22 protein-coding genes and 1 pseudogene are annotated in these 25,956 nt (G+C 67.9%); 10 read left to right on the forward strand and 13 right to left on the reverse strand.

Going from position 1 to position 25,956, the window contains the following annotated elements:
- Positions 1 to 215: 215 nt before the first annotated feature.
- The 5 genes from ACT86A_RS10300 to ACT86A_RS10320 all read right to left on the reverse strand — a co-directional run bounded on the left by ACT86A_RS10300 (position 216) and on the right by ACT86A_RS10320 (position 4,954).
- Positions 216 to 353, reverse strand: coding sequence for a hypothetical protein (locus ACT86A_RS10300; protein ID WP_445091806.1), 138 nt, complete (start codon positions 351 to 353; stop codon positions 216 to 218).
- A gap of 48 nt (positions 354 to 401) precedes the next feature.
- Positions 402 to 896 (reverse strand): MogA/MoaB family molybdenum cofactor biosynthesis protein, encoded by a 495-nt coding sequence (locus ACT86A_RS10305; RefSeq protein ID WP_445091887.1) that lies wholly within the window; start codon positions 894 to 896, stop codon positions 402 to 404.
- 101 nt (positions 897 to 997) lie between these two features.
- Positions 998 to 2,419: a S1C family serine protease gene (locus ACT86A_RS10310; RefSeq protein WP_445091807.1), complete on the reverse strand. Its 1,422-nt coding sequence runs from the start codon at positions 2,417 to 2,419 to the stop codon at positions 998 to 1,000.
- 384 nt (positions 2,420 to 2,803) lie between these two features.
- The gene (locus ACT86A_RS10315) at positions 2,804 to 4,189 is read right to left on the reverse strand and encodes a HAMP domain-containing sensor histidine kinase (RefSeq protein WP_445091888.1); all 1,386 of its coding nucleotides are present in this window, start codon (positions 4,187 to 4,189) and stop codon (positions 2,804 to 2,806) included.
- A gap of 78 nt (positions 4,190 to 4,267) precedes the next feature.
- Positions 4,268 to 4,954: a response regulator transcription factor gene (locus ACT86A_RS10320; RefSeq protein ID WP_445091808.1), complete on the reverse strand. Its 687-nt coding sequence runs from the start codon at positions 4,952 to 4,954 to the stop codon at positions 4,268 to 4,270.
- A 358-nt stretch (positions 4,955 to 5,312) separates the two neighbouring features.
- Here ACT86A_RS10320 and ACT86A_RS10325 point away from each other — a divergent pair, with 358 nt between their 5' ends.
- From ACT86A_RS10325 to ACT86A_RS10365, 9 genes and pseudogenes are all read left to right on the forward strand, one after another.
- Complete coding sequence (locus tag ACT86A_RS10325; RefSeq protein WP_445091809.1) at positions 5,313 to 8,084, forward strand: sensor histidine kinase; 2,772 nt, start codon at positions 5,313 to 5,315, stop codon at positions 8,082 to 8,084.
- Positions 8,081 to 8,491 (forward strand): roadblock/LC7 domain-containing protein, encoded by a 411-nt coding sequence (locus tag ACT86A_RS10330; protein ID WP_039801134.1) that lies wholly within the window; start codon positions 8,081 to 8,083, stop codon positions 8,489 to 8,491. The genes ACT86A_RS10325 and ACT86A_RS10330 overlap by 4 nt, the downstream gene beginning before the upstream one ends.
- A gap of 8 nt (positions 8,492 to 8,499) precedes the next feature.
- Positions 8,500 to 8,871: a DUF742 domain-containing protein gene (locus tag ACT86A_RS10335; protein ID WP_445091810.1), complete on the forward strand. Its 372-nt coding sequence runs from the start codon at positions 8,500 to 8,502 to the stop codon at positions 8,869 to 8,871.
- 100 nt (positions 8,872 to 8,971) lie between these two features.
- On the forward strand, positions 8,972 to 9,529 hold the full coding sequence (locus ACT86A_RS10340; RefSeq protein WP_445091889.1) for a GTP-binding protein: 558 nt from the start codon (positions 8,972 to 8,974) through the stop codon (positions 9,527 to 9,529).
- Positions 9,522 to 10,331, forward strand: a complete 810-nt coding sequence (locus ACT86A_RS10345) for an MHYT domain-containing protein (protein ID WP_445091811.1) — start codon at positions 9,522 to 9,524, stop codon at positions 10,329 to 10,331. Before ACT86A_RS10340 ends, ACT86A_RS10345 begins: the two co-directional genes overlap by 8 nt.
- A 371-nt stretch (positions 10,332 to 10,702) precedes the next feature.
- Positions 10,703 to 11,131 (forward strand): hypothetical protein, encoded by a 429-nt coding sequence (locus tag ACT86A_RS10350; RefSeq protein WP_445091812.1) that lies wholly within the window; start codon positions 10,703 to 10,705, stop codon positions 11,129 to 11,131.
- 648 nt (positions 11,132 to 11,779) lie between these two features.
- Positions 11,780 to 12,092 (forward strand): annotated as a pseudogene (rpsN, locus tag ACT86A_RS10355) (30S ribosomal protein S14).
- 34 nt (positions 12,093 to 12,126) lie between these two features.
- The gene (gene rpsR / locus ACT86A_RS10360; RefSeq protein WP_445091813.1) at positions 12,127 to 12,381 is read left to right on the forward strand and encodes a 30S ribosomal protein S18; all 255 of its coding nucleotides are present in this window, start codon (positions 12,127 to 12,129) and stop codon (positions 12,379 to 12,381) included.
- 83 nt (positions 12,382 to 12,464) lie between these two features.
- A complete protein-coding gene (locus ACT86A_RS10365) occupies positions 12,465 to 12,926 on the forward strand; it encodes a hypothetical protein (RefSeq protein ID WP_445091814.1) in 462 nt (153 codons plus the stop codon).
- Between the two features lie 80 nt (positions 12,927 to 13,006).
- On the opposite strand, the gene purH is transcribed toward ACT86A_RS10365, so the two are convergent.
- The 6 genes from purH to sucC form a co-directional block, all read right to left on the reverse strand.
- Positions 13,007 to 14,575, reverse strand: a complete 1,569-nt coding sequence (gene purH, locus ACT86A_RS10370) for a bifunctional phosphoribosylaminoimidazolecarboxamide formyltransferase/IMP cyclohydrolase (RefSeq protein ID WP_445091815.1) — start codon at positions 14,573 to 14,575, stop codon at positions 13,007 to 13,009.
- A complete protein-coding gene (gene purN / locus ACT86A_RS10375; protein WP_445091890.1) occupies positions 14,572 to 15,228 on the reverse strand; it encodes a phosphoribosylglycinamide formyltransferase in 657 nt (218 codons plus the stop codon). The genes purH and purN overlap by 4 nt, the downstream gene beginning before the upstream one ends.
- Before the next feature lie 58 nt (positions 15,229 to 15,286).
- A complete protein-coding gene (locus ACT86A_RS10380; RefSeq protein ID WP_445091816.1) occupies positions 15,287 to 16,795 on the reverse strand; it encodes a cell division protein PerM in 1,509 nt (502 codons plus the stop codon).
- Positions 16,796 to 16,889: 94 nt separating this feature from the next.
- Positions 16,890 to 17,945 (reverse strand): DUF5336 domain-containing protein, encoded by a 1,056-nt coding sequence (locus ACT86A_RS10385; RefSeq protein ID WP_445091817.1) that lies wholly within the window; start codon positions 17,943 to 17,945, stop codon positions 16,890 to 16,892.
- A gap of 519 nt (positions 17,946 to 18,464) precedes the next feature.
- On the reverse strand, positions 18,465 to 19,391 hold the full coding sequence (sucD, locus tag ACT86A_RS10390) for a succinate--CoA ligase subunit alpha (RefSeq protein WP_445091818.1): 927 nt from the start codon (positions 19,389 to 19,391) through the stop codon (positions 18,465 to 18,467).
- 22 nt (positions 19,392 to 19,413) lie between these two features.
- Positions 19,414 to 20,580, reverse strand: a complete 1,167-nt coding sequence (sucC, locus tag ACT86A_RS10395) for an ADP-forming succinate--CoA ligase subunit beta (RefSeq protein WP_445091819.1) — start codon at positions 20,578 to 20,580, stop codon at positions 19,414 to 19,416.
- 786 nt (positions 20,581 to 21,366) lie between these two features.
- Between sucC and ACT86A_RS10400 the strand changes: the two genes are divergently transcribed.
- A complete protein-coding gene (locus ACT86A_RS10400; RefSeq protein ID WP_445091891.1) occupies positions 21,367 to 22,440 on the forward strand; it encodes a M23 family metallopeptidase in 1,074 nt (357 codons plus the stop codon).
- Between the two features lie 74 nt (positions 22,441 to 22,514).
- Here ACT86A_RS10400 and ACT86A_RS10405 read toward each other — a convergent pair whose 3' ends face one another.
- Entirely contained in the window at positions 22,515 to 22,940 is a 426-nt protein-coding gene (locus ACT86A_RS10405) for a hypothetical protein (RefSeq protein ID WP_445091820.1), read from the reverse strand.
- A gap of 89 nt (positions 22,941 to 23,029) precedes the next feature.
- A complete protein-coding gene (gene pcrA, locus ACT86A_RS10410) occupies positions 23,030 to 25,621 on the reverse strand; it encodes a DNA helicase PcrA (protein ID WP_445091821.1) in 2,592 nt (863 codons plus the stop codon).
- Positions 25,622 to 25,956: the final 335 nt, after the last annotated feature.

A 25,956-nucleotide genomic window follows, 5' to 3' on the forward strand; every position in this document is an offset into this window, starting at 1 on the left:
TGTAGATCACAGGTGCGAACATTTGAATATCACTTGACGTGCATAAATGCGATACGGCGACAGCCGATCGAGTCACGAAAGCGAGAGGAGAAGCCAATGCCACATACGCGACAGGACCGTAAAGAATTCGTTTGCGTCAGCTTCGAGCGGGGAATGTCACCGAAAGATCACAAGAAACAGACCCAAAATACGTAGCAGCTACGTAGGTAACGGACTCAGCCGTGATGCGGGGGAACCTGAGCGCGCAGCCAGTCGTCGTAGTCCTCGGCACCGCCCTCGGCACCGCGCTCGTCGCTGGTGGTCTCGGGCAAAGTGTCGCCGAAGAACTTCGCCAGACGCGCCGAATCCCTCACCCGGCGCACCGCTGGGCGAGGGATCTCGGCGGGAGTATGGGCGGTGATTTACTCGACCAATCCGGACAGTTCGCCGATCACCCGGCTGGCGAGCGGCCCGAGGGTCGCCATGCCATCTCTGACCGCTGACCTGGTACCCGGCAGGTTGACCACCAGGGTGCTTCCGGATACGCCGGCCACCCCGCGGGACAGACCCGCGTCCAAGGAACCGGCCACCCGGCCCGAGGAACGCAATGCTTCGCTGATTCCCGGCAATTCACGGTCGAGCACCTGAGTGGTGGCCTCCGGCGTGACGTCACGCGGGGACATCCCGGTACCACCGACGGAGATCACCAGATCGACCCCGCCGATCACCGCGGTATTGAGCGCGTTGCGGATCTCGACCTCATCGGCCTGTACCGACACCGACGCGTCGACGAGGAAACCCGCCTCGGTGAGCAGCTCGGTGACCAGCGGGCCGAGCGAGTCAACACCTCCATGCGCCGTTCGATCGTCGACGACCACCACCAGAGCACGCCCCGCCACAGGAGCATCGATTTCCATGCTGCTCACCGTAGCGCCTGCGTCGAGCAACTCGGCGGCCGCGCCGACCACGTTCGCGTCGATGTCGACCAGCGGCGTGTGTCCACCGCGCGACGCGCGCATCATCGGCCACCTTCCGCGGGCGCGCCGGAGAGGGTCACCTCGACGGTTCTGCTGTTGCCGCCTCGCTCATCGGTGTAGGTGACTTTCACCTTGTCTCCTGGTTGGTGGGACCGGACCGCGGCGACGAGCGCGTTTCCGGAATCGATCGGGCGATCGTCGATCCTCGTCACGACCACACCCGGCGGAATGCCTGCGCGAGCGGCGGGGCCGTCCGGCGTGACGTCGCGAACCTTCGCGCCGGAAGCCTGCTGGGCCGGGTCCTGCTGGCGCGAAACGGTGATCCCGATCTGGGCGTAGGTGGCTCGTCCGGTCTTGCTGAGTTCGTCGGCTACCCGGCGCGCCTGATCGACCGGGATCGCGAAACCGAGTCCGATCGATCCGGTCTGGCCACCGACGACGTCGGCGGGCCCGAGTGTCGCGATGGCGGTGTTGATGCCGATGAGCTTGCCGTTGCCGTCCACCAGGGCGCCACCCGAGTTGCCCGGGTTGATCGCGGCGTCGGTTTGGATCGCATCGATCACCGGGCTGACTGCCGGACTCGCGTCGCTGCCCTCACCGGACGTCACGACCGGCCGGTTCAGCGCCGACACGATGCCCGTGGTGACCGTGCCCGCCAACCCCAGCGGCGAGCCGATCGCGACAACCGACTGGCCGACCTGCAGGTCCGCCGACGTACCGAGCTCGATCGGCGCGAGACCGCTCCTGCCGGAGGCCTTGATGACGGCGAGGTCGGAGACCGGATCGGCCCCGACCAGCGTTGCCGGCGCGGTGCTGCCGTCCGCGAAGACGACCTCCATCTTGGCGTTCTGGCCGCCGCCGGAGGCCACGTGGTTGTTGGTCAGGATCAGCCCGTCGGACGACAGGATCACGCCGGACCCCTCGCCCTCGGCCCTGCTGCTGGCGACCTTGATCATGACCACGCTGGGCAGCACCTTCTGCGCGACCGCCTGGGTGGAACCAGCCGGGGCGGTGGAGGCGTTGCTGATGTTCGGCTTCGGAGCCTCCAAGGCATTGGTGACCGGCGGGCGACTGCTGTCGGGGCGGGTGACCAGCGCGCCGACCGCGCCGCCGACGCCGCCGCTGACCAGGGCGAGCGCGACCGCGCCCACGACAAGGCCGGTGCGGACCGGACGCCGCGGCGGTGCAGCCACGTGACCGCCGTCGTGCGGATTACCGTAGGGCGCGGCGTATCCCGGAAACGGGTTGGTCGGATTGTGCTGTGGCGGGTATTGCGCCGTCGAATGCCGCGGCCCCTGCGGGCCGTAACCGTACGTGTGCGCCTCCCCCGGTCCGAAACTGCCGCCGCGCGGCGCGCCCGCCGACCGCGGGTCGGACGGCGCGTCATGGATCTGCCCGGTCGGCTGGCGGTCCGATCCGGCACCGCTGCCCGGTTCCGGTCGATCCTTCGAATCCTCGGTCATCGACTCCTCGTTTCTGCTCACGTCGTCACCTCGCCTGCGCTCGGCGCGCCCGGGCACATGACACGCTGTGCCAGTCGCCGGCACGCCGGCGTGCTGACGTCACCTCGCTGCCGCTGCACGCCGTCGTAAGCGGCTGCGCGCCGTAATCGGTTCGCTCGCGCACGCTCACCCGACCAGGTTGATCACCGCGACTGAGAGCGGACTGAGATCGCGCTTTCAGTTTTCCGAGATCTGTCCGGCGAAACCAACGTTAGAACCATTGGTAACTCGATGTCTCAAATGATGCAGCAAAACGATCGTCGCAAAGCGCAGAATGCCGGTGAATATTTCGCACCGAACCGGCCCATTGTGGTGGAAAGGGATGCCGCCCGGGCGGTATTACGTTCAATCGGACGCGGGGGTTCCGGCCTCACCCGGCAGCACGACACGAACGACGGTGCCACCGCGTTCCGAGGTATCGACGGCGATGGTGCCGCCATGTTTTGTCACCACCTGCTTCACGATCGCCAAGCCGAGGCCGGAACCCGGCATCGAGCGGGACGAGGTGATCCGATAGAACCGCTCGAACACCAGCTCGCGCTCGGCTGCGGGAATTCCGGGACCCGCGTCGTCGATGGATAGTTCCAGCAGCCCTGGACCGCTCTCCCGCATGACGATGCGGACCTGCGCGCCGGCCGGGCTCCACTTGGCCGCGTTGTCCAGAACGTTGAGCACGGCGCGCTCCAGACCCGCGTCGTGCCCGTAGACGAACCAGGGCCGCAGGTCCGCGACGAACTCGATGCCGGTGCGGCGGCGGCGCGCGCGCTCGAGCGCACGTTCCACCACTTCGCCCAGATCCACGCGTTCGTAGACGGTTTCCGGCGCGTCTTCGCGCGCGAGATCCACCAGGTCGCCCACCAGCGTCGACAATTCTTCGATCTGGGCCATGACGTCCGCGCGCAGCCCTGCCATGTCCTCGTCGGGTAGCTGGGGTGCGCCCGGACGGCTCGACGCGATGAGCAGCTCCATATTGGTTCGCAAGGACGTCAGCGGCGTGCGCAATTCGTGCCCGGCGTCGGCGACCAGCCTGCGCTGCCGATCGCGTGACTCGGCCAAGGCGCGCAGCATCGTGTTGAAACTCTCCGTCAGCCTCGCCAGTTCGTCGTCGCCGGTCACCGGGATCGGGGTCAGATCATCGGTGCGGGCGATGCGTTCGGTGGCGGCCGTGAGCCGCGCGATGGGCCGAAGTCCGGTCCGCCCGACCGCCGTGCCCGCGGCGGCGGCCAGCACGACACCGCAGCCGCCGACCACGAACAGCAGCCACGCGAGCCGGTCGAGCACCTCCCTGGTCCGGTCGAGTCGCTGCGAGATCACCAGCGTGGCACCCGAATTCGTGTGCACGGCCAGCACTCGCTGACTGCCGACCGTGCGCAGCGAGGAGCTCTGCTCGCCCTCCGCGACGTCCATCTCCTGGACGCCGACCGGCGGATCGGTCGATTGCGGTGGCGAATAGCGCTCGAGGCCGGGATAGATCAATGCGATGCCGGTGTCGTCGTAGAAGGCGGAGGCGATCATCAGGTTCTGGATGTTGAATCCGTACGGATTGCTGGCGATCACGGCGCTGGCGCGGCTGCGCAGCTGGGCGTCCACGTCGGCGTACAGCGCGCGCGCCACGAGCGCGTAGGCCGCGATCGAGGTGACGGCCACCGCGATCGCCACCACGGACGCAGCCAGCAGGGTCACCCGCCACCGCAGCGAGACCGAGCGGGTCAGCGGCATCGGCGGCCGCATGTCCGCGGACTCGGTCGGCCGCTGGCCCAGCGCTGCGACTACCGGTCGCCTAGGAGCTGTCCGTGCCATGAAACCGGCCTACGGTGGTGTTTCGCGGAGCACGTAGCCCACGCCACGCACGGTGTGGATCAGTCGCGGCTCGCTCTCGGCCTCGGTCTTGCGGCGCAGATAACCGATGTACACCTCGAGCGCGTTTCCCGAGGTCGGGAAGTCGTAGCCCCAGACTTCCTCGAGAATGCGACTGCGGGTCAATACCCGGCGCGGATTCGCCATCAGCATCTCCAGCAGGGAGAACTCGGTGCGGGTGAGACTGATCGGCCGTGCACCGCGGGACACTTCGCGGGTCACCGGGTCCAGCGACAGATCGGCGAACTTCATCGCCTCGGATGCCTCGCCCGGATCGGCGGCCGTGCGCCGCAGCAGGGCCCGCAGCCGCGCCAGCAGCTCCTCCAGCGCGAAGGGCTTCGGCAGATAATCATCCGCTCCGGCATCGAGCCCAGCGACCCGCTCGGAGACCGAATCTCGCGCCGTGAGAACCAGAATCGGCAAATCATCACCCGTACTGCGCAACCGGCGGCAGACCTCGAGCCCGTCCAGCCGGGGCATCATGACGTCGAGTACGAGCGCATCCGGTCGCTGGACAGTTGCCTTCTCCAGCGCGTCCACCCCGTCCACCGCGAGATCGACGGAGTAGCCATTGAACGTGAGCGATCGGCGCAGCGATTCCCGGACGGCCCGATCGTCGTCGACTACCAGAATGCGCATGCCACCAGTTTGACCGCAGCGACTGAGAGGTAACTGAGAGGCCACCCCCGACACGCCGCGGCGAGTCCGCGCGCGCAGCCCTCGCCGCGCCACCGCGCCGACCCCGGATGACCAGGTGTTCCCGGGGCAGTGCCGACCAGTTGCCCCGTCCCTAATACATTAGGCTGCGAAACTTGTTCTCTATAGCCATATTCGGCAATATGGGTACCGACTCCCCCGGATTGCCGATGACCACTCTGCACGGTATGTTCCGTGCGGTAAAAAAGAAGACCTCTAGTCGGTTCTTTGCGCGTTGAATCAATACTCCAACAGCCACGCGCAACCGAGGTCACTGGTGAAGCGGAGGCGACAGAAGCGGATGGAAGCTGCACCGCAGTCCTGGCAATTCAGCCTGTCGAACTGGTCGGTCACCCGCAAGGTCGGTGTGGTGCTGGTGCTTCCGGTGCTGCTGGCAGCCGTCTTCGCCGTGCTCCGAATCAGCAATGAACTGCGTACCATGACGCAGTTGGACGCGGCAAGCGAACAAGCCATCATCATCCGCCCGATCGTCAAGTTCGGCTCGGCCACCGAGCAACTCGGCGTCATCGCGACAGCCAGCGCGGGCAACACCGCCGACCCGCAGACCGATGCGGCGCTCACGAAGTTCGACCAGGCGCTGGCCGAGCTGGAAGCCGCACTGCAGACCACCGCCGCGAGCCCGCGGGTGACCTCCGAGCTGGCTTCGGCCATCGCGACCGGCACCACAATGCGCAACAGCCTGCGCAACGGCTCGCCCGCGATGATCTTCGAGCAGTCCGACGAGATCATGGTGCGCATCGGCAACGCGCTCGCGCTGTCGCCCTCCGTGGACGACCTGGTGATCCAGCGGTACTTCCTGCAGCTGGCCTCGGTACAGACCGCACGGCGCGTGCTCACCCAGCAGCACATGGTGATCGGCGCGCCGGACGCGAGCCGCAACGCGAGTGTGCGGCCCCGGGTGCTGGTCGCCGCGGGCGCCGAGATCACCATGATCTACCAGTACGGGCAGATCCTGCCCGATTCCGCGGGCAATATGCGCCCACTGCTGGACGCGGTGCAAGCCCGGCTCGCCACATTCAGCCAGAACATCGCGGACCCGGCGACCAATCCCGCCGTGCTGAATTCGCTCGACGTCAGTGCGGACACCTACGAGAAGACCACCGCGCAACTGATCGACATGATCGACAGCGCCCTCGCCGATCGCACCAGCGCCGCGCAGAACGGCGCTCTTCGGGAAACGACGATCGTCATCGGCATGCTGCTCGCGGGTTTGGCGCTGGCCCTGTCGGTGGCGCGCACCCTGGTCGTCCCGGTCCGCCGCCTGCGGCGCGACGCGCTCGAGGTCGCGCACATCAAGCTGCCCGACGAGCTCGCCGTGGTGCGCGCGGGCGGCACCACACCGGAAATCACCCCGGTCGCGGTGCACACCACCGACGAGATCGGCCAGCTGGCCCGCGCTGTCGACGAGATCCACGAGCAGGCCCTCAACCTCGCGGCCGACCAGGCCCGTCTGCGCCTGCAGATCGGCAACATGTTCGAAACCCTCTCCCGCCGCAGCCAATCGCTGGTCGAGCAGCAGCTGGCGCTGATCGAGGACCTCGAACACGACGAGGACGACACCGACCGACTACAAAGCCTGTTCCGCCTCGACCACCTCGCCACCCGCATGCGCCGCAACGGCGACAATCTGCTCGTGCTCGCGGGCACCGCGCTGCGCCGCGGCCAGCTGCACCCGGTGCACCTGTCGGACATGCTCTGGAGCGCGGTCTCCCAGGTGGAGGACTATCAGCGAGTCGAAATCGGCGCGGTGCCCGACGGCGTCGTCGCGGGCGAGCCCGCGGTCGACATCGAACACCTGCTCGCCGAGCTGATCGACAACGCCCTGCGCTACTCCCCACCGACCACGCCGGTGACGGTGACGGTGTCGCGCGCGGTGGACGGCGGCTACCTGATCGAGATCACCGACCGCGGCCTCGGCATGTCCCTGGAAGACCTGCAGACGACCAACGACCGCCTCGCCTCGGGTGGCGAGGTCACCGTCGAGACGGCGCGCCGGATGGGTCTGTTCGTCGTCGGCAGGCTGGCCAAACGCCACACCATGACGGTCAGTCTGCGCCGTACCTCGACGCTGGCGCAGCAGCCGGGCATCACCGCCAGCGTGCACCTGCCCGGCGCTCTGGTCGCGCCGCCGCTGGACGCCACCGACCCGTCGGGCAAGCTCCTCGATATCACCGCCGAGCATCAACTGCCCGCGCTCGCCGCACCGCCCACCGGTGCGCAGCCGCGCAATCTGGTACCGGTGCCGAGTCTGCCGCAGCGCGACACCGCACGCTTCGGCGTGACGAGTTCGGGCCTGCCGCAGCGTCGTCCGGCCATCCGCATCGCCGACGCCCCCGACCAGCCCGCGGTCTCGACGCCGGTCGGCCGCACGGTCGATCCCGCAGACCAGCCGTCCACCCAACCGTGGCCGGTGCTCAGCTCCGCAGGGGAGACCAACCGCACCCCGGCCGGTCCATTCGGTCCACCGACGCTCACCGGGCGGGAGCGCTCCGGTGAGGTCGATCAGCACCAGACGCGCACCGATCTGTGGACCGAAATCCAGGACGACGAGCCGATCACCGGCCCGAACCCGACTGTGCCGCGGGAACCCGTCGAACCACAGACCACCGCACGGTCCGGCCTGCCGATCCGCAAGCCGTCCACCGCCCCCGTCGACGCACCACAGGAGGTGGCACCCGAACCCGCGACGATCACCTCGTCCCGGCTGCAGCCGGTCGCCGGCGCCTCGCCCACCCCGATCTATCAACGCATGGTCTCGGAATGGCTGGTCGAGCCCTCGACCTCGCAATCGCCGGACAGCGCGTGGTCCTCGCCCGGCGACGCGGGATGGCTGGCCGCCGAGGATGCCAGTCATCCGACGACCACCGCGCGCACCGTCGGCGGACTGCCGATTCGCCGGCCGGGCGCCCAGCTGGTGCCCGGCGGCCTTGCGCCGGCGGAGGACGCCGCAGCGCGGGATCCGGGAGAAATTCGCAACAACTTGACCAGGCATCTCAGTGGGGTCCGCAGCGGGCGGGCCAATGCGCAGTACAACGACGGAGGGCTCGCATGACCAACGCGAACAACAGCACCACGGACGAGAATCTGAACTGGCTGGTCGCCCGCTTCACCCGAGATGTGCCCGGCGTGTCCCACGCGGTACTGGTATCGGCGGACGGTCTGTTGCAGGCCACCAGCCCGCATCTGCCCAGCGACCGCGCCGAGCAGCTGTCGGCCGTCACCGCCGGACTCGCCAGCCTCTCCATGGGTGCGGCCTCCCTGTTCGACGGTGGCAAGGTGATGCAGTCCATCGTGGAGATGCAGCGCGGCTACTTGCTGGTGATGAGCGTGGGCAATGGCTCGCACCTGGCTGTGCTGGCGAACAAGTCACACGACATCGGTCGCATCGGCTACGAGATGGCGCTGCTGGTCGACCGGGTGGGCTCGGTGGTCACCGCCACCGCCCGTACCGCCGTCTGAGTGTGGAGATGTCCAACCCATACGGCCCCGGACCACGACCAGCTACCCGCGTCCGGCCATATGCCCTGACCTCCGGGCGTACCGAGCCGGCGATCGACCTGCCACTCGAGGCAGTCGTCGAAACCTTGTCGTACACTGCACATTCCGACTGGCCGACCGGCGACATCCGCACCGAGATACTGCGACTCGGTACGCATCAGTTGTCGGTCGCGGAGATCGCGGCGCATCTGGACCGGCCGCTCGGCATGGTCCGGGTGGTGATCGGCGACCTGGTTGTCGACGGCACCATGCGCGTGCATTCGACCCTGACCGAAGAGGCGAGCTATGACGAGCGACGTTCGCTGATGGAGAGGACATTGCGTGGACTCCGCGCCCTATAGGAATCAGGGGCCCAGTGGAATTCCCGGGCCAAGTGGGAATACCGGAACAGGGAACGCCCCTGGGCCGGACGGCTTCGAGAGCCGGGTCGCCTCGACGAAGATTGTCGTCGCGGGCGGCTTCGGTGCGGGCAAGACCACGTTCGTCGGTGCCGTGTCGGAGATCGTTCCGCTGCGCACCGAGGCGATGGTGACCCGTTACTCCGATGGCATCGACGATCTCGCCGAGACGCCGGAGAAGGAAACCACCACGGTCGCCATGGATTTCGGCCGGATCATCCTGCCGGGCAACCTGGTGCTCTATCTGTTCGGCACACCGGGCCAGCGACGTTTCTGGTTCATGTGGGACGACCTGATCCGCGGCGCGATCGGCGCAGTGGTGCTGATCGACACCAGGCGGTTGGAGGACAGCTTCGCCGCGGTCGACTTCTTCGAGGCGCGTAAGCTGCCGTTCCTGATCGCGGTGAACCGCTTTCCCGACGCGCCGCGCTTCCCGATCGCGGAGCTGCGCGAGGCGCTGTCGGTCCGCGAGGGCGTGCCGATCGTCGATATCGACGCCCGCAGCGCCATCGAGGTGCGTCAGGCGCTGGCCGCGGTGACCGAGTACGCGATCGCACAGCTGAAGGCGAGCGAACTGGAAGGAACCTCCCAGCATGCGTGAGGTCGCGACGCTGGCCGCGGGCGACGGAGCCAGGGCGTCCGTCGATCAGTTCGCACTCGGCTACTGGCTGGCCGGACTCACCTTGGGTATCGCGCTGCTCGGCGCGGTGGTCGGCCTCGCATGTCTCTTGCACAGCGCCCGTTCGGTCCAGTTCCGGCTCGTATGGATTGTTTCCGCGGCGATCTCGCTCGGCGGTATCGGGTCGTGGCTGGCCATTTCGGTAGCCGCGCTCGGCTTGCGCGTGCCGGGCAGCGCGATCCGTTTCGACTCGGGCCGCTTGATCGCGGCCCTGGCGGTCTCGATCGTGACGGTCCTGGCCGCGCTGCTGATCATCGGCCGCACACCGCGCCTGATCCTCCTGCTGCCCGGTGGGCTGGTACTCGGCCTCGGCTACAGTCTGTCGAACTATCTGGGCATCGGCTCGATCAAAATTCAGGGCTCGGTCCAGGTGACGAGCTGGCTGGCCGTCGTTTCCACGGCGATCGGGGTGATCACCGCGACGGCGACGCTCTGGTTGTTCCAGTCGGTGCGTCTCCCGCTGGCCCGCGCCGCGACGGTGCTGCTGTTCAGCGTCGGTGTGGTCGCGACGTACTACACGGCGCTCGCCGCACTGCATTTCGAGGTGAACCGATCGGCCAAGGTGCCGCAGGGTATGGAGTTGTTCGACTTCGTATTCCCGATGTTCGTCATCGGCTTGCTGTCGCTGACCGTACCGATCTCCGCGGTGCTGATCGCTCCGGACCGCCGAGAGTTCGCCGCACCGCCGAAACAGCGCCGGCCGAAGCTGGAGCCCGCGCGCTGACCCGGTATCGCTCGCCGCGGCGCATCGCGCCGCGGCGGATCTGTGTCCGCGGCAATGCCGGTCGGCCCACCTGCCGCGATTCTCGCTGAGCGGTCGGTCGTTTCAGCGATGCGGGGCAATCAGCCGCCCATTCGACTTACAGTGGGAGCCGTGCGTTTCGGTCTGGGCTAGGTCGCTGGGCGTCCAGGTTCGCGGCGGGTTCGTCGTCGCGGTGGTCGATGGCGGGCGAGCCCGGCGGCAAGCTGCTCGTTCCCGCCGATTCGTCGGACGCGTGCCGCGTCGGACACGGGCCCGTGGCGGCGTTCGCTGCGATGTTGAGGCCGAGACCGTCGATTTCGGCCAGTGGATTCGTTGAACGGGAGGACCTCGACGTGACGCCGGAACAAGAGGCAGTGCTGCGCGACATCCAGATTCAGCTGCGCGGGCCCGGCCTGTCCGGTTGGCCGCAGTTGGGCATCGACGCGAACGGCGCGCACCGGACGCTGGTGGACGGACTGGCCCTCGCGTTGGCGCGGATCGGCGAACTGGAGCACCAATCCACCGAGTTGCGAACGCAAATAGGCGAATTGCGGATCGAGATCAGCGAACTGGAGGCGACGACGGCGGAGCTGACCGAGCAAGTACAGCGGTTGGACGGGCCGCATTGGCCATGGCCGCTCTCCTTGATCCAAGGCCCCGCCGCGCTGGTCGGTGAACAACTCGCGCGGCTGGAGGCACTCTTGGCAGACTTCCCAGGGTTACGCGGACCGGACGGCAGCGAGCGGCCGGAGCCGGTGGGAACACCGGACCCGCGGAGCTGACCTCGAAAAACTCCAGTCGCACACCGCCACAGCCGACAGCTGCGCGCAGATCGGCGGCGGGAGAACAGAATTGAGAAACCGGGATCGGCGAAGGGCAGTCAGAGTGGCGATGAGCGGGTTCTCCCGGAAACCAGGAGAACCCGCCCTCGACCACGAGAGTACCTGCATCCGGCCGTCGGCGCATCATATTCAGCGGACTTTTACGCCGCCAAAAACGAACCCTCAGTACGTATTTCACTCCATGGCTACCCGATCGCAACCGGGCTGGGCGCAATAATGCGACACGTTCGAGCCACTTTAGTTAGCTAGATAATTGCTATCTTGCCATTTCGACTTGCCCACCAATCCTGCCAACAGAAGAATTCGGACGGCTTAACCCAGTATCGAGGCACCCGCCGCCACATATAGCAAATATCTAGCGATCTTCATCGGGCAAGCATGTTCGGCCAGCGCCGCACACCCGGCTTCATCGAAGTGCACACGACTGTCGATCGCCACAGAAACCATCTCGCCTCCCCCCCTGGGGCTCGCCCGGCGTCGACTGCGCGGGCCGCGGTTTTCGCCATCCGCGCCCGGATCGGCCCGCCGTTCCCCGAACGAGTCCTCCCGCTCGGGCGCGCGCGACCAACCACAAGGACATTTTCGATAATGATTTCCATTTACTCCCGCGGGCAGCTACAGTGTCAGCAGCACAGGGTGATCGTGGCGCGCTGGCCGAGCGCCGCGCCGAATTGGCGGAAATCATCCGGAAGCCGGGTACCTCGGACGCCGATCGGCCGGCCGGCCAGGCCGAACTGAAACGGAGCCGAGAGACGCCGGTCCGGTACGATTGCGCGATCGGGACGTCACTGACGGACGACCGCGGGGTCATCCCTCCGGAAAGTTCGGACTCTCCCGTGTGCGTGTGCGCGAGATGGCCCACCGGGGCGAATTGCCCGGTGTGCACAAATCGAGCTGGTAGATAACCACTGATCTCGTGAGAAGGAACCCGTCATATGGCAGTCAAGCGAGTACCGTCGAAGAAGGTTCGCGCCGAACAGGCCCGTCGTCCGAAGAAGAACCCGCTCATCGCCGCGGGGATCGAGACGGTCGACTACAAAGACGTGAACCTGCTGCGCACGTTCATCTCCGATCGCGGCAAGATTCGCAGCCGCCGGGTCACCGGCCTCACCCCGCAGCAGCAGCGCCAGGTCGCTGTCGCGGTGAAGAACGCCCGCGAGATGGCGTTGCTGCCGTTCACCAGCCGGTAGGCCGACTTCGAGACGAGAGACCCCGCGCGGCATCGGGGTTTGCCGTCGACGCGGGCGAACGCACGTGGGACTAGGGTTGCGGTATGGATCGGAAACCGGCCGGACGCTCTGTCGCCGCCGTCGCAGTAGCGCTCGCCTGCCTCACAGCCACCGGCTGCGGCCAATCGAAGGACACCGGGACACAACCGAACCCGAGCACGACGCAGACCGCGGCGCCGAGTACACCCGTCGAGGCGCCCAAGGGCGCCCAGGGCACTGTGTTCACCGCCGACCCGACCATCGTCGGCGCGCGTCCGATCACCTTCCAATCGTGGACCAGGTTGGCGGACAACAAGATAGCCGTGAACTTCCAAACCGGGACGCCCGAGTGCTACGGCGTGGATGCTACGGCTACCGAAACCGGTTCGACGGTGACGGTCGAGCTGCGCTCCGGTAGCCGCGCCGACGCGGTGGGCCGGATGTGCGCGATGATCGCGGTGTTCGGCACGCTGGAGGTCCCGCTGAAAGCGCCGCTGGCCGACCGTACGGTACTCAGCGCGGTCTAGCTCGAGCTCAGCATCGCGGACGGCTGAAGCCGCGCCGGACCACTGGCCCGGCGCGGCTTCTTTCTTGCTCCGGCCCTGTCTCAGTGGGCGAAGTGCCGCGCCCCGGTGAGGTACAGGATGACACCGGCCTCGCGGGCGAGGTCGATGGTTTCCTGGTCGCGCACCGAGCCGCCGGGTTGGACGATGGCGCGGACACCGGCCTGGATCAGGGCCTGCGGGCCGTCCGGGAACGGGAAGTAGGCGTCCGAGGCGGCCACCGATCCTTTGACCCGGTCACCGGCGCGCTGCACCGCGAGACCGACCGCGTCCACCCGATTGACCTGCCCCATCCCGACGCCGACCGACGCGCCGTCGTGTGCGAGCAGGATCGCGTTGGACTTCACGGCACGGCAGGCACGCCAGGCGAATACCAGGTCGGCCAGGGTCTGCGGGTCGGCAGGCTCACCGGCGGCCAGGGTCCAGCCGGCCGGGTCGTCGCCCGCGGCGTCGAGCACGTCGCGCTGCTGCAGCAGCACACCGCCACTGATCGGCCGCAGTTCGGCCCCCGCCCGCCGCGGCGGCTCGGCGACCAGAATGCGCACGTTCTTCTTACGCTGCAACACTTCCACGGCGCCGTCGGCGTAGGAGGGCGCGATGATCACCTCGGTGAAGATCTCCGCGACCTGCTCGGCCAACTCCATGGTGACCTCGCGGTTCGCCGCAATCACTCCGCCGAACGCGCTGACCGGATCGCACGCGTGCGCCTTGCGGTGGGCGTCGGCGATATCGGCGCCGAGCGCGATACCACACGGGTTCGCATGCTTGATGATCGCGACGGCCGGGCCATCGTGGTCGAAAGCCGCCCGCCAGGCGGCGTCGGAGTCGATGTAGTTGTTGTACGACATCTCCTTGCCGTGCAACTGGCGCGCCTGCGCCAGCCCGGGACCGCCGTCGGCGCTGGTGTACAGCGCGGCGGCCTGATGGGGGTTCTCGCCGTAGCGCAGCACCGCCGAGCGTTCCCAGGTGCCGCCGAGCCATTCGGGGAATCGGGTCGTCGCGTCGGCCTCGCCGTCTGCGGCCAGCACATTGGTCAGCCAACTGGCGACCGCGACGTCATAGCTGGCGGTGTGTTGGAAAGCCTTGGCCGCCAAGGCAGTCCGCTCGGCCAGCGTAAAGCCACCGGATTTCACCGCGGTGAGCACGCTGTCGTAGTCGCCGCTGTTGACGACGACCGCCACCGAGGGATGGTTCTTCGCCGCCGCACGCACCATGGACGGCCCGCCGATATCGATCTGCTCCACGCATTCGTCGGGCCCAGCCCCGCTCGCCACGGTCTGCGTGAACGGGTAGAGGTTCACCACGACCAGCTCGAACGCCTGCACGCCGAGCTCGACCAGCTGATCGACGTGCTCCGGCTTGCGCAAGTCGGCCAGAATGCCCGCGTGCACCCGCGGATGCAGCGTCTTGACCCGGCCATCGAGGGTCTCCGGGAACCCGGTCAGGTCCTCCACCTTGGTCACCGGAATGCCCGCGTCGGCGATCTTGCCCGCGGTGGATCCGGTCGAGACCAGCTCCACGCCCGCTGCGTGCAGGCCGGTCGCGAGCTCGACGAGACCCGTTTTATCGTAGACGCTCACCAGCGCCCTGCTGATCGGCTTGCGTTCACTCACCGGAGAACTCGCTCATCTGGGATAACTGCCTTTCGTCCGTCGGAGACAATGCCTCTCGTGGCGACAGCGGCGACAACCTCCGCCAGCAACCGTCGCTCGACAATCTTGATGCGCTCATGCAGGGTGGCCTCGTCGTCACCGGGCAGCACCGCTACCGGCTCCTGCGCGAGGATCGGGCCGGTGTCCACGCCTTCGTCCACCAGATGCACCGTGCAGCCGGTGACCCGGGCGCCGTAGGCGAGCGCGTCACGCACACCGTGCGCACCGGGAAACGCCGGCAGCAACGCGGGGTGGGTGTTGATGATCCGGCCGCCGAACCGGTCCAGGAAGGCGGGGCCGAGCAGCTTCATGAAGCCCGCCGACACCACGAGGTCCGGGTCGTAGGTTGCGACCGTGGCGGTGAGCGCGACATCCCACTCGGCGCGGTCCGGAAAGTCCTTCAGCGCCACCCGGAAATGCGGCACGCCCACGGCATCCGCGTGGTCGGTGGCGGCACAGTCGCGGTCGACGCCCACGGCGACGATCTTCGCCGGATAGCCGGGAGCGGACGCCGCGTCGAACAGCGCGCGCAGCAACGAGCCGGTGCCCGAGGCCAGCACGACGACGGTGGCCGGCGCCGCTGCGGGCTTCCACGGGGCGTGCGAGGACGTCAGCGCTCTACTCCTGCGATCGATCGGATGGCGGGCTGATGCGGCACCGCCGGGTTAGAGCCTAACGACCGTCCACCCGGTCACCATCCGGCAGGTCCGTCTCCACCACCTCGGCGTCGACGATCTCAGCCGTCAGGGCGCCGCGGCGCGCGTGGCCGGTCCCGACCGTGGTCGGCTCGTCGAGGAGCTCGGCGTCGAGGGCACCTTCCAGCGCCGGGCGGTCGTAGTCGAGAACGCGGTCGTCGCGGTCGTCGTCGTAGTCGTCCTCCGCGTCGTAGTCGTTCCCCGCGTCGTAGTCGGAGGCCGGGTCGTCGTAGTCCCGGTCGTAGTCGTCGTACGGATCGGTGTAGTCGGCCGGCGGGACGCCGACCGGCACGAGGAACCAGCGCGCGAACAGCAGGCTCGCGTAACCGGGAATCGCGAGCCAGGCGAAGGTGATCACCGCGAAGATCGCCGGATCCAGCCCCATCCGGCCGAACGTGCCGAGTTCACCGCCCGCCACCGCGCCTGCCACCGTCAAGGCGAGCGCCGCCAGCGCGGCGGAGCTCAGTGTCGCCCACGGCGCGGTGATCCGATCGGTCGAGGTGCGGGCGCAATCCAGCCCACCGAGCACGCCGACCCCCGCGGGGACGAGCAACAGCACCATCCACCATCCCTGCGCCGGCCCCGTGGGTATCGCCGCGAGCAGCGGGAAGGCCGGAATCGGGCCGCCGACCACCGAGAACACGCCGAACGAGGCGGCGCCGATATGCGCGCTGGAACCGACGAGTACACCGACCGCGTGGACGACCAGGTTCGGCAGATACAGCAGCGACAGCAGGGTCAGTCCGAATACGCCCACCGCGTCACTCGCGGACTGATAGGTGTCGCCGATCCGTGCGATGTGCGCGCCAATCGATACCACCACCACGACGGTGGCGCAGCCGAGCAGGCGTAACACCGAACGGCCCGCGCCGTAGAGCCCGGAGACGGCCCAGTCGGGCAGGCGCAACAGCACGAAAAGCAGCCGTCGGATCCGCGTCGCGATGCCGGTGGCGGCGGCGAGCAGGTGCAGCGCCGCGACCCACGTGAACGCGCTGAGGGTGTTCGGCGGGCGCAGCGCGATGACACCCGAAGCGTCTTCGGTGACAGCCAGGCAGACCGAGGTGACCAGCAGCGGACCGCCCAGCGCGGCACCGACGATCCATCCGAGATCGGCCTTGGTGCAGTCCGGTTCCACGGCCCGTGCGCATTCGCGCGCCGCCAACCACAGCACCAGCGCGGTCGGCAGCAGCGGAAGCAGGCCGAGTGAAGTCTTGCCGATCACCAGCGGAACCTGGTGCGCGCCCAGCCAGCTGGCGGCGACCGCGCCGGAGGCGCCTGCGAGATCACTGCCCGAGGTGAGCAACGTCCCCAGCACGAGAACGGCGAACGTGGTGAGCCCGAACGCCGCGGGACGGGCCGCGACCGCGATGAGAACTCTGGATCGCTCCGGAGTCAGCGACAGGAACCCGGCCTCGTCCGCGTCGGTAGCTGGTTGCGGCGCGCGCGACGCACCGGCTCGGCGCGTCGAGGAGGTTCTGGGGTTCATGGCTTTTCAGCGTGGCAGCTTCCCCGGCGCGAGCGGCTCAGGCGCGCCGGGAAAGCACCCGCCACGCGGCCGCCGCGCCAGGGAGGCGGCGGTCTTACTTGTTGTCGTCCGAGGGGCGGAATGCCTGGGTGGCGTCGGCGGACGGATCACCACCCTGCTCGCCGCCGAACGGCTGACTCTGCTGGCCCGGTTGCTGCCCGAAGCCAGGCGAACCGTAGGGCGACTGCTGGCCGGACGGCTGCCCGCCGAAATGCTGGGTCACGCTCTCGTCGGGGCGGGGCTGCGCACCGTAGGGCGAACCCGGCTGCTGGGACGCGCCGTAGGCGGTGGTCGGCTGGCCCTGGCCGTAGGGCGACTGCGGCTGGCCATAAGGCTGCGCCGGCTGGGCGTAGCTCGGCTGGCCCTGGCCGTAGGGCGACGGCTGCTGGGACGGGAACTGCGGCGGCGCGGCCTGGCTGCCGTAGCCGGATTGCCCGTAAGCGGCGCTCGGTCCGTAGCCGGGCTGACCCGCCTGCCCCGGTCCGAAGGGCTGCTGCGCCTGCCCGAACGACGGCGGCTGCTGCTGCTGGCCGTAGCCGAACTGACCGAAACCGCTCGCCGCCGCGGCCGGACGCGGCGCGGGCGCCTTCAGGATGCCCGCGTCGAACAGCGCCGCCGCGATCGCGACCACGGCCTGCACGAACGCGAGGACGAGCAGGACGTACGCACCCACCTTCAACTCGCTGCCGTCACCGAAGTTGAACGTCTGGAACAGCAGCGCGGCGAAACCCGCGGTCGAGGCCGCGGCGGCCGCACCGATCCAGTTCTGCTTCGGCAGCAGCGACAGCACGGCGAGCAGGCCACCGAGCAGGAGCAGTCCGAGCAGCGGCGAACCGGACGCCACCTCGAACAAGTTGGCCGTCTCCGCGCCGCCGACCCGACGTCCGCCCACATCGATCGGCTTGCTGCCCAGGAACGGCAGGAAGCCGAGTAGGAAGTTGATCACGCCGAGCGCCGCTGCGCCGACCACCAGGAAGAACGGCAGACCTTTGGCATCGGAACCGGTAGCGCTCGAACCTGAACTGGCACCACCACCCGCGACCGGGCTCGGAGTGGATGGCGCGGAGGGCGCGGGTGTGTTGTACCCGGAGCCCCCGGTCGGGTAGGACATGTCGTCGTCTCCTAAATCGAGTCGTTCATGGTGTTTCACGGCTGGATCACTGCTGACGCTACTGCACCGCCCGGCCCAGGTCACCCTGCACCGATCGCCGGGACGAGCGGATCCGCCCACGTCCCGGCAGGTTGCCGCACCCGCCGAGACAGGTGCGGCGACCCGCAGACCCGCAGCCTCGAACGAGACACCGACCGCCTATAACTGTTGCCCCGCGATGGCTGTTTTCACACCGCCCGGGATTCAGACCGCCCAGGATTCACGCCGGCCGGCTGCACACCGCCCGGGTGCGTAGCAACGGGGAGCGCCGGAGATGACATCGCGCGATGCCGGTGAACCGTTCGTCCGGCTGACTCGTGTCAACTGGAGCGAGAGCAGGACAAGTTCGCCAGAGACCACCGGTGCCACGCGTGGCCGGTCAGGACGCTCAGCTGCTGCCCAAGCCAGAGCCCACCGCCACACATGACGAAGGCCGCCCCCCGAATTCGGAGGCGGCCTTCGTGCGCGACGCGGTGCGGATCAGGCGCTGATGCTGGCCTTCTCCAAGATCTCGCGGGCCAGCGCGGCGGTCTCGGACGGCGTCTTGCCGACCTTCACGCCCGCGGCCTCCAGCGCGTCCTTCTTCGCCTGGGCGGTGCCCAGCGAGCCGGATACGATCGCGCCCGCGTGGCCCATCGTCTTGCCCTCGGGGGCGGTGAAGCCGGCGACGTAGCCGACGACCGGCTTGGTGACGTTGGCCTTGATGTAGGCCGCGGCCCGCTCCTCGGCGTCGCCGCCGATCTCGCCGATCATGACGATCAGCTTGGTCTCCGGGTCCTGCTCGAACGCCTCGATGGCGTCGATGTGGGTGGTACCGATGACCGGGTCGCCGCCGATGCCGATGGAGGTCGAGAAGCCGAAATCACGCAGCTCGTACATCATCTGGTAGGTCAGCGTGCCGGACTTCGACACCAGGCCGATCGGGCCCTTGCCGGTGATGTTGGCCGGGGTGATGCCGACCAGCGACTCGCCCGGGGTGATGATGCCGGGACAGTTCGGGCCGATGATCCGGGTTTTCGGACCCTTCGCTCCCCCTTTTTCGAGGTTGTAGGCCCACGCGTACGCGGTGTCCTGCACCGGGATGCCCTCGGTGATGACCACCAGCAGCGGGATCTCCGCGTCGACGGCCTCGATGATGGCGTCCTTGGCGAACTTCGGCGGCACGAACGCGATGGACACGTCGGCGCCGGTCTCCTTCATCGCCTCGGCGACAGAGCCGAAGACCGGCAGCTCGACCGCGTTGCCATCCTTGTCGGTGTGCGCGACGGTGGTGCCCGCCTTGCGCGCGTTCACACCGCCCACGATCTGGGTGCCCGCCTTCAGCATCAGCGCGGTGTGCTTGGTGCCTTCGCCGCCGGTGATGCCCTGGACGATGACCTTGGAGTCCTTGTTCAGGAAGATAGACATTGTTTTCGTCCTTACTCGGCCGTTATCGGGCGGCTGCCAGTTCGGCGGCCTTGTCGGCGCCTTCGTCCATTGTCTGCGCCAGCGTCACCAGCGGGTGGTTGGCGTCGGCCAGAATCTTGCGACCCTCGTCGACGCGGTTGCCGTCCAGGCGGACGACCAGCGGCTTGTTGGCCTCGTCACCGAGGATTTCCAGTGCCTTCACGATGCCGTTGGCGACCGCGTCACACGCGGTGATGCCACCGAACACGTTCACGAACACGCTCTTGACCTGGCTGTCGTTCAGGATGACGTCCAGGCCGGCGGCCATCACCTCGGCCGAGGCGCCGCCACCGATGTCCAGGAAGTTGGCCGGCTTCACGCCGCCGTGGCCCTCGCCCGCGTAGGCGACGACGTCCAGGGTCGACATGACCAGACCCGCGCCGTTGCCGATGATGCCGACCTCACCGTCGAGCTTGACGTAGTTGAGGTCGTTCTCCTTGGCCTTGAGCTCGAGCGGGTCGGTCGCGTCCTTGTCGGCGAACGCCTCGTGCTCCGGGTGGCGGAATCCGGCGTTCTCGTCCAGGGTGACCTTGCCGTCCAGCGCGAGGATCTCGTTCTGCGGGGTGCGCACCAGCGGGTTCACCTCGACCAGGGTGGCGTCCTCGGCGACGAACACCTCCCACAGCTTCTGGATGGTGACGGCCGCGGCGTCCAGCACGTCGGCGGGCAGATGGCCCTGCTCGGCGATCGAGCGCGCGAACGCCAGGTCGACGCCCTTGACCGCGTCGACGGCAACCTTCGCCAGTCGCTCCGGCTTGGTCGCGGCGACCTCTTCGATCTCCATGCCGCCTTCGACCGAGCACATGGCCAGGTAGGTCCGGTTGGCCCGGTCCAGCAGGAAGGAGATGTAGTACTCCTCCGCGATGTCCTTGGCTTCGGCGACGAGGATCTTCTTGGTGATGTGGCCCTTGATATCCAGGCCGATGATGTTCTGCGCGTGCGTGAATGCGTCGTCCGGGGTGGCGGCGTACTTGACGCCACCCGCCTTGCCGCGGCCACCGGCCTTCACCTGGGCCTTGATCATCACCGGCTTGCCGATTTCCGCCGCGATCGCGCGGGCGTCCTCGGCCGTGTCCGTGACGCGGCCCTCGGACGAGGGCACTCCGTGCTTTACGAAGAGCTCCTTCGCCTGATATTCGAAGAGATCCATGTACTCACCGTCTCGTCTGCGTTGTGATGACAACGTCTTTGTTGGCGGCCCGACGTCGGAAGCGGGTCGGGTCGGACTCTAACCAGTCACAGGGAGAGCCAAACGGCCACGTACATCCTAAGTGGCGCAGGTCACGGACCAGCGCTATGGGTCGACGAAACCGCTGGCTACGCTACCCGCGAGTAGATTGCCGAAAGGCGGTCCACGCGAAGCCTTCGATCCCGAAAGTGCGCGGTTTCGCCGCCGACGCGACCCCTCCGGCACACTCACCCCGCAGTGCGGAATTCCACGCAGATAAGAGTGATGAATCTCACATGTCCGGGGCGGATCATCCGCTCCGCTTGTGGGGGTGCAATCGTTTCGTTACCGTCATTCGGTCGATGTCACAACACGGTCACGACCAGGAGGACGGCAAGCTTTGACGCAGCACAGCGCTTCGCAGCCGGAGAGCCGCTCCACGTACAAGCGACCGACGTACGACCGTTCGACTCCGCTGAACAGCAGATATGCAGTTCTCCCCCGCTACACGATCGTCTCCGACACGATCGTCTCCCACACGATGTGGCACCGCCGATGAACCATCGCTCTACCTTCGCCCCCGATGATCGCCTGCTGTCCCGGCATCGTTACCGCCCGGACGACGAGCCCTTCGGTGCGGGCCCGCACGCAGAGCCCCGGGTCGACGGATACGCAGACCTTTCCTACAGCGCCGACTCGCAGTACTACCCCGCGGGCGCGACAGATGGTCCCGCCTTCGCATCCGATCACGCCGCAGTCGAGCCACAGATGCACGACGCGAGCTACGCGCACCCGGCATATCACCGCCCGGACTACCAGCACGTCGGCTCCGACGACTCCTGGGCCGGAAACAACGCGTGGGCCCAACAGGATTGGTCGCAGCAGAGTTCCTGGACCGACGGTGGCGCCTGGAGTTCGGGCGACGCGTGGGCCGAGCCGGAACCCTGGACACCGCAACAGCAGCAATGGACGGCCGACGACACCGGCTGCTGGGCTCCCGAAGAAGCCTGGGCGTCGGAGACCGCCGACCCCGAGGCGACCGAGACCGGCACCGACCGGCCCGCCACGCCCACCGTGATCCCTGGCCGCCGTGCCGCGAACAAGCGTGGGGGCGCGCACCGGCTGCCCGCACCGCCGGCCGCCCTCAAGGGCCGCGCCGCGGTCGCCGCCGTCGCCGCCGGTGCGGTGGTCGCCGCCGGGCAGGCCGCCTTCGCCGCCCCCGAGCAGCCGTCACAGGCCGTCGATTACGAAGCGGCCGGGCAGATCCACGAGATCGCCGCCCAATCGATGAATGTGGCCGATCCGAACATCTCGCCGGACTCTCCTCAGGTGCTGAACGTTTCGACACCCGCCAACGTGCAGCAGTTCAACGACATCCTGCAAAAGGGCCAGAAGTACGCCGAGGGCCTCGCTACTCAGGAGGCCGCAAAACTCCGCCCGCTGTTCACCAAGTTCACCGCGGCGGGCACCTTCACCTCCGGCTTCGGCGCCCGGTGGGGCGTGCAGCACCTCGGCGTCGACATCGCGGCCCCGATCGGCACCCCGATCTACGCCGTTGCCGATGGCACCGTCATCGAGGCCGGTCCCGCCGCCGGATTCGGCATGTGGGTCCGTCTGCTGCACGACGATGGCACCATCACCATCTACGGCCACGTCGACACCGCCACGGTGTCGCAGGGCCAGCGCGTGCTGGCCGGCGACCAGATCGCCACGGTCGGCAACCGCGGGTTCTCCACCGGACCGCACTGCCACTTCGAGGTCTGGTTGAACGGCGTCGACAAGGTCGACCCGCTGCCTTGGCTGGCCACCCGCGGTATCAGCCTCGGCCAACAGCGCGACTGAGCGACCGCGCCGGTATCCACTCGCTACAGGCCCCCAGGGGTGCAGGCGCGGCCCGAGCACCTGGGACGCAAGCCCTACGGTGCGGCGGCGATCGCGAGCCCGACCAAGGCAACCACTTTGGTGATCTCCAAGCCGATGTACCAGTAGTGGGCATGCGAACGGGCCAGGTTTTCGCCTGCCAGAACCCGGTCGGCGCGGCGGGTCAGCGGCGGGCGCACCACCACGACCTGGATGGCCAGCAGCACCACGGTCACGCCCAGCCATGACCAGGTTGCCGAGCCGGGCGACACGATCAGCGCGGCGAGCAGCAGCAGCGCGGCGAGCCCGACCTCGGCGGCGTTCAAGGCGCGAAACACCAAGCGACCGATGCCGAGCCCGAGCGCAAGCGTCACTCCCGGCGCGCGAAACTTCAACGGCGCCTCCAGGAATGAGATGGCCAGCACCATGCCGAGCCACAACGCGGGTAGAAACCACAGGATGTGCTGCACGACTGTGTCCATGAGCGGACCCTACCGGCGTGGCCGGACCGCGGGCAGGGCCGAAAGGCCATGTCGCACCGGTCGGCCCGCTCTGTGCACCGAGCGAGCGCTCAGAGTTTGACCAGTGTTCGACTGTATTGCGGGATCAGTCGGATCTTGCCGGCGGTACCGAAATCGATCGTCACGGTGGCCAGCGGCCCGAAGCCCTCGGCGGCGATCACGCGGCCGAGACCGTATTTGTCGTCGCTGACCCGATCGCCCACGGCGAGCACCAAGTTCGTGTTGTTGCGCGTCGCGCCGCCGGGCGCCGGTCTCCGTGTGCCCCGGTCCCGCACGCCCGGCCTCGGCTCCGACCAGCCATCTCCCCGCGTCCAGTCCCGCTCCAGCCCGTCGTCGTCACCGCCGCGCCGCCGCGGACCCCTGGCCGCAGGCGATCCGGCCGGCTCGAGGCGGCGCCAATCGATGAGATGACCCGGGATCTCTTGCAGGAAGCGCGATTCCGGATTGGAGACCGGCTGTCCCCAGCCCGAACGAACCACCGCGCGGGTCACATACAGGCGCCGCCTGGCTCTGGTGATGCCGACGTAGGCCAGGCGACGTTCCTCGGCCAGTTCGGTCGGATCGCCGAGCGACCGCATGTGCGGGAACTGGCCGTCCTCCCAACCGGTCACGAATACCACCGGAAACTCCAAGCCCTTCGCGGTGTGCAACGTCATCATCGTGACGACGCCGGAGCCCTCGTCCGGAATCTGATCGGTGTCGGCCACCAGGGAGACCCGCTCCAGGAAAGCGGCGAGCGAACCGGGGTCGGGCTCGCCTTCGCCCACTTCGGGCACCAGCCCTTCCTGCCGGGCCGCCTCGGCGTTGTTGGACGCCTCGGAACTGAATTCCCGTGCGACGCTGACCAATTCGTTGAGATTATCGAGTCGTGCACCGTCTTGTGGATCGTCGGAGGCCTCCAGTTCGCCGCGATAGCCGGTGCGCTCGAGCACCGCCTCGACGACATTGCCCACATCAGGGAAGTCGGACTCCGCGCGTTCGCCCGCCGCCCGGATCTCGTCGAGCAGGTCGAGGAAGCCCGCGATGGCTCGCTGCGAGCGGGTGTTCAGCAGCGCCACCTTGCCCTCGGCGGCGTCGCGCAGCGCGGCGGCGAAACCGATCCCGCGCCGTTCGGCGTGCACCGCCACACACGCCTCGGCGCGGTCGCCGATACCGCGGCGGGGCGTGTTCAGGATGCGGCGCATACTCACCGTGTCGTCCGGGTTCTCCAGCACGCGCAGATAGGCGACGATGTCGCGCACCTCTTTGCGCTCGTAGAATCGGACACCGCCGACCACCTTGTAGGGCAGTCCCATCCGGATGAAGATCTCTTCCAGCGCGCGAGAGTTGTTGTTGGTCCGATAGAACACCGCGACGTCGCCGTAGTTGGCCTCACCTTGGTCGACCAGCCGGTCGATCTCACGCGCGACGAACGACGCCTCGTCGTGCTCGTTGTCGGCGACGTAGCCGGTGATCAGCTCGCCCTCGCCGGAATCGGTCCACAGCTTCTTCTCGCGCCGGTTCTCGTTGCGGGCGATCACCGAGTTGGCGGCCGAGAGGATGCGCTGCGTGGAGCGGTAGTTCTGCTCCAGGAGGATGGATTCCGCGTCGGGGAAATCGCGCTCGAACTCCTCGATATTGCGGATGGTCGCGCCGCGGAAGGCGTAGATGGACTGATCGGCGTCGCCGACGACGCACAGTTCGCTCGGCGGGACACGGTCCTGCGGCCGGTCCGCTTCGTGGTCCCCGTGGTGCCCGACCAGCTCGCGCACCAGAACGTACTGGGCATGGTTGGTGTCCTGATACTCGTCCACCAGGACATGCCGGAAACGGCGACGGTAGTACTCGGCGACCTGCGGGTGGTTCTGCAGCAGTGCCACCGTCTCACCGATCAGGTCGTCGAAGTCCATGGCGTTCGCCGAACGCAATCTGCGCTGGTATTCGGTGTAGACCCGGGCTACCAGGCCGGGCAATTCGGCATCGTCGGATTCGGCGTCCGCGGTGGCGCGGGCCGGATCGATGAGCTCGTTCTTCAGATTCGAGATCGCGGTCGCCAGCAGACGCGCCGAGTACTTCTTGGTGTCGATCTCCAGATCGCGGCTGATCATGGTGAGCAGGCGCCGGGAATCATCGGCATCGTAGATCGAGAAATTCGAATTCAAGCCCGGCAGCAGCGCCGCCTGGGTACGCAGGATCCGGACGCAGCTGGAGTGGAACGTGGACACCCACATGGCGTTCGCGCGCGGGCCGACCAGCCCGCTCACCCGCTCACGCATCTCCGCGGCGGCCTTGTTGGTGAAAGTGATGGCGAGCACCTGGCCGGGGGTCACGCCGCGGGCGGCGAGCAGGTAGGCGATGCGCCGGGTGAGCACAGCCGTCTTGCCCGACCCCGCGCCCGCCACGATCAGCAGGGGAGATCCGGCGTGCACAACCGCCGCACGCTGCTGCGGGTTGAGGCCGTCGAGCAGCTGTTGCGCCTGCTCGACGCGCCGCTGCTCGTGTTCGACGCGCCGCTGTTCGCGCTCGACGTCCGATAGCGGCGCCTGCGGCCCGGCGGCATGCCGCGGCCGCTCGGCGTCGTTCTCGGCGACGAGCGGTTTCGCTGCCGGATCCGGATGCGCGACCCGATCGGTCTGCGTCTTGGTAGCCACCGTGATGTCCATTGTCCATCCACGCTACCGGCGGGCACCGACAGACCTGAAGCCCTGGGCTCCGGCATCCGTTCGGCACTGCTCGGCAACCGACCAGCCGCGGCGAAACGACCTCGGCTTCTCGGGCGATTCACACGTGTAGTCGTTTTGCATACCCTCCAGCCCGTGGCAGACTGGCGGAATGCCCAGCGCTCTCGCGACACGTCCGCTTCGGTCATTTGCCGGATGTCGGGATCGCGGAGCCTGTACCTGAGTACCTTCCTGGGGGGACAATCCAAGGGCCCTACCAGGTCTGTTTCACGGTGAAAGAACCGATCGGTAACGAGCCGAGCGCACGCTCCGATCCA

The organism is Nocardia glycosmidis (genome assembly GCF_052545115.1).

Coding starts and splice junctions, on each gene's coding strand:
- ACT86A_RS10305 (WP_445091887.1), bottom strand. CDS start 896: ATGGAAATCGATGCTCCTGTGGCGGGGCGTGCTCTGGTGGTGGTCGTC.
- ACT86A_RS10325 (WP_445091809.1), top strand. CDS start 5,313: ATGGAAGCTGCACCGCAGTCCTGGCAATTCAGCCTGTCGAACTGGTCG.
- ACT86A_RS10385 (WP_445091817.1), bottom strand. CDS start 17,945: ATGTCCTACCCGACCGGGGGCTCCGGGTACAACACACCCGCGCCCTCC.
- ACT86A_RS10405 (WP_445091820.1), bottom strand. CDS start 22,940: ATGGACACAGTCGTGCAGCACATCCTGTGGTTTCTACCCGCGTTGTGG.
- ACT86A_RS10320 (WP_445091808.1), bottom strand. CDS start 4,954: ATGCGCATTCTGGTAGTCGACGACGATCGGGCCGTCCGGGAATCGCTG.
- ACT86A_RS10380 (WP_445091816.1), bottom strand. CDS start 16,795: ATGAACCCCAGAACCTCCTCGACGCGCCGAGCCGGTGCGTCGCGCGCG.
- ACT86A_RS10310 (WP_445091807.1), bottom strand. CDS start 2,419: ATGACCGAGGATTCGAAGGATCGACCGGAACCGGGCAGCGGTGCCGGA.
- pcrA (WP_445091821.1), bottom strand. CDS start 25,621: ATGGACATCACGGTGGCTACCAAGACGCAGACCGATCGGGTCGCGCAT.
- sucD (WP_445091818.1), bottom strand. CDS start 19,391: ATGTCTATCTTCCTGAACAAGGACTCCAAGGTCATCGTCCAGGGCATC.
- ACT86A_RS10315 (WP_445091888.1), bottom strand. CDS start 4,189: ATGCGGCCGCCGATGCCGCTGACCCGCTCGGTCTCGCTGCGGTGGCGG.
- ACT86A_RS10345 (WP_445091811.1), top strand. CDS start 9,522: ATGCGTGAGGTCGCGACGCTGGCCGCGGGCGACGGAGCCAGGGCGTCC.
- sucC (WP_445091819.1), bottom strand. CDS start 20,580: ATGGATCTCTTCGAATATCAGGCGAAGGAGCTCTTCGTAAAGCACGGA.
- ACT86A_RS10330 (WP_039801134.1), top strand. CDS start 8,081: ATGACCAACGCGAACAACAGCACCACGGACGAGAATCTGAACTGGCTG.
- ACT86A_RS10335 (WP_445091810.1), top strand. CDS start 8,500: ATGTCCAACCCATACGGCCCCGGACCACGACCAGCTACCCGCGTCCGG.
- ACT86A_RS10400 (WP_445091891.1), top strand. CDS start 21,367: ATGCACGACGCGAGCTACGCGCACCCGGCATATCACCGCCCGGACTAC.
- ACT86A_RS10365 (WP_445091814.1), top strand. CDS start 12,465: ATGGATCGGAAACCGGCCGGACGCTCTGTCGCCGCCGTCGCAGTAGCG.
- rpsR (WP_445091813.1), top strand. CDS start 12,127: ATGGCAGTCAAGCGAGTACCGTCGAAGAAGGTTCGCGCCGAACAGGCC.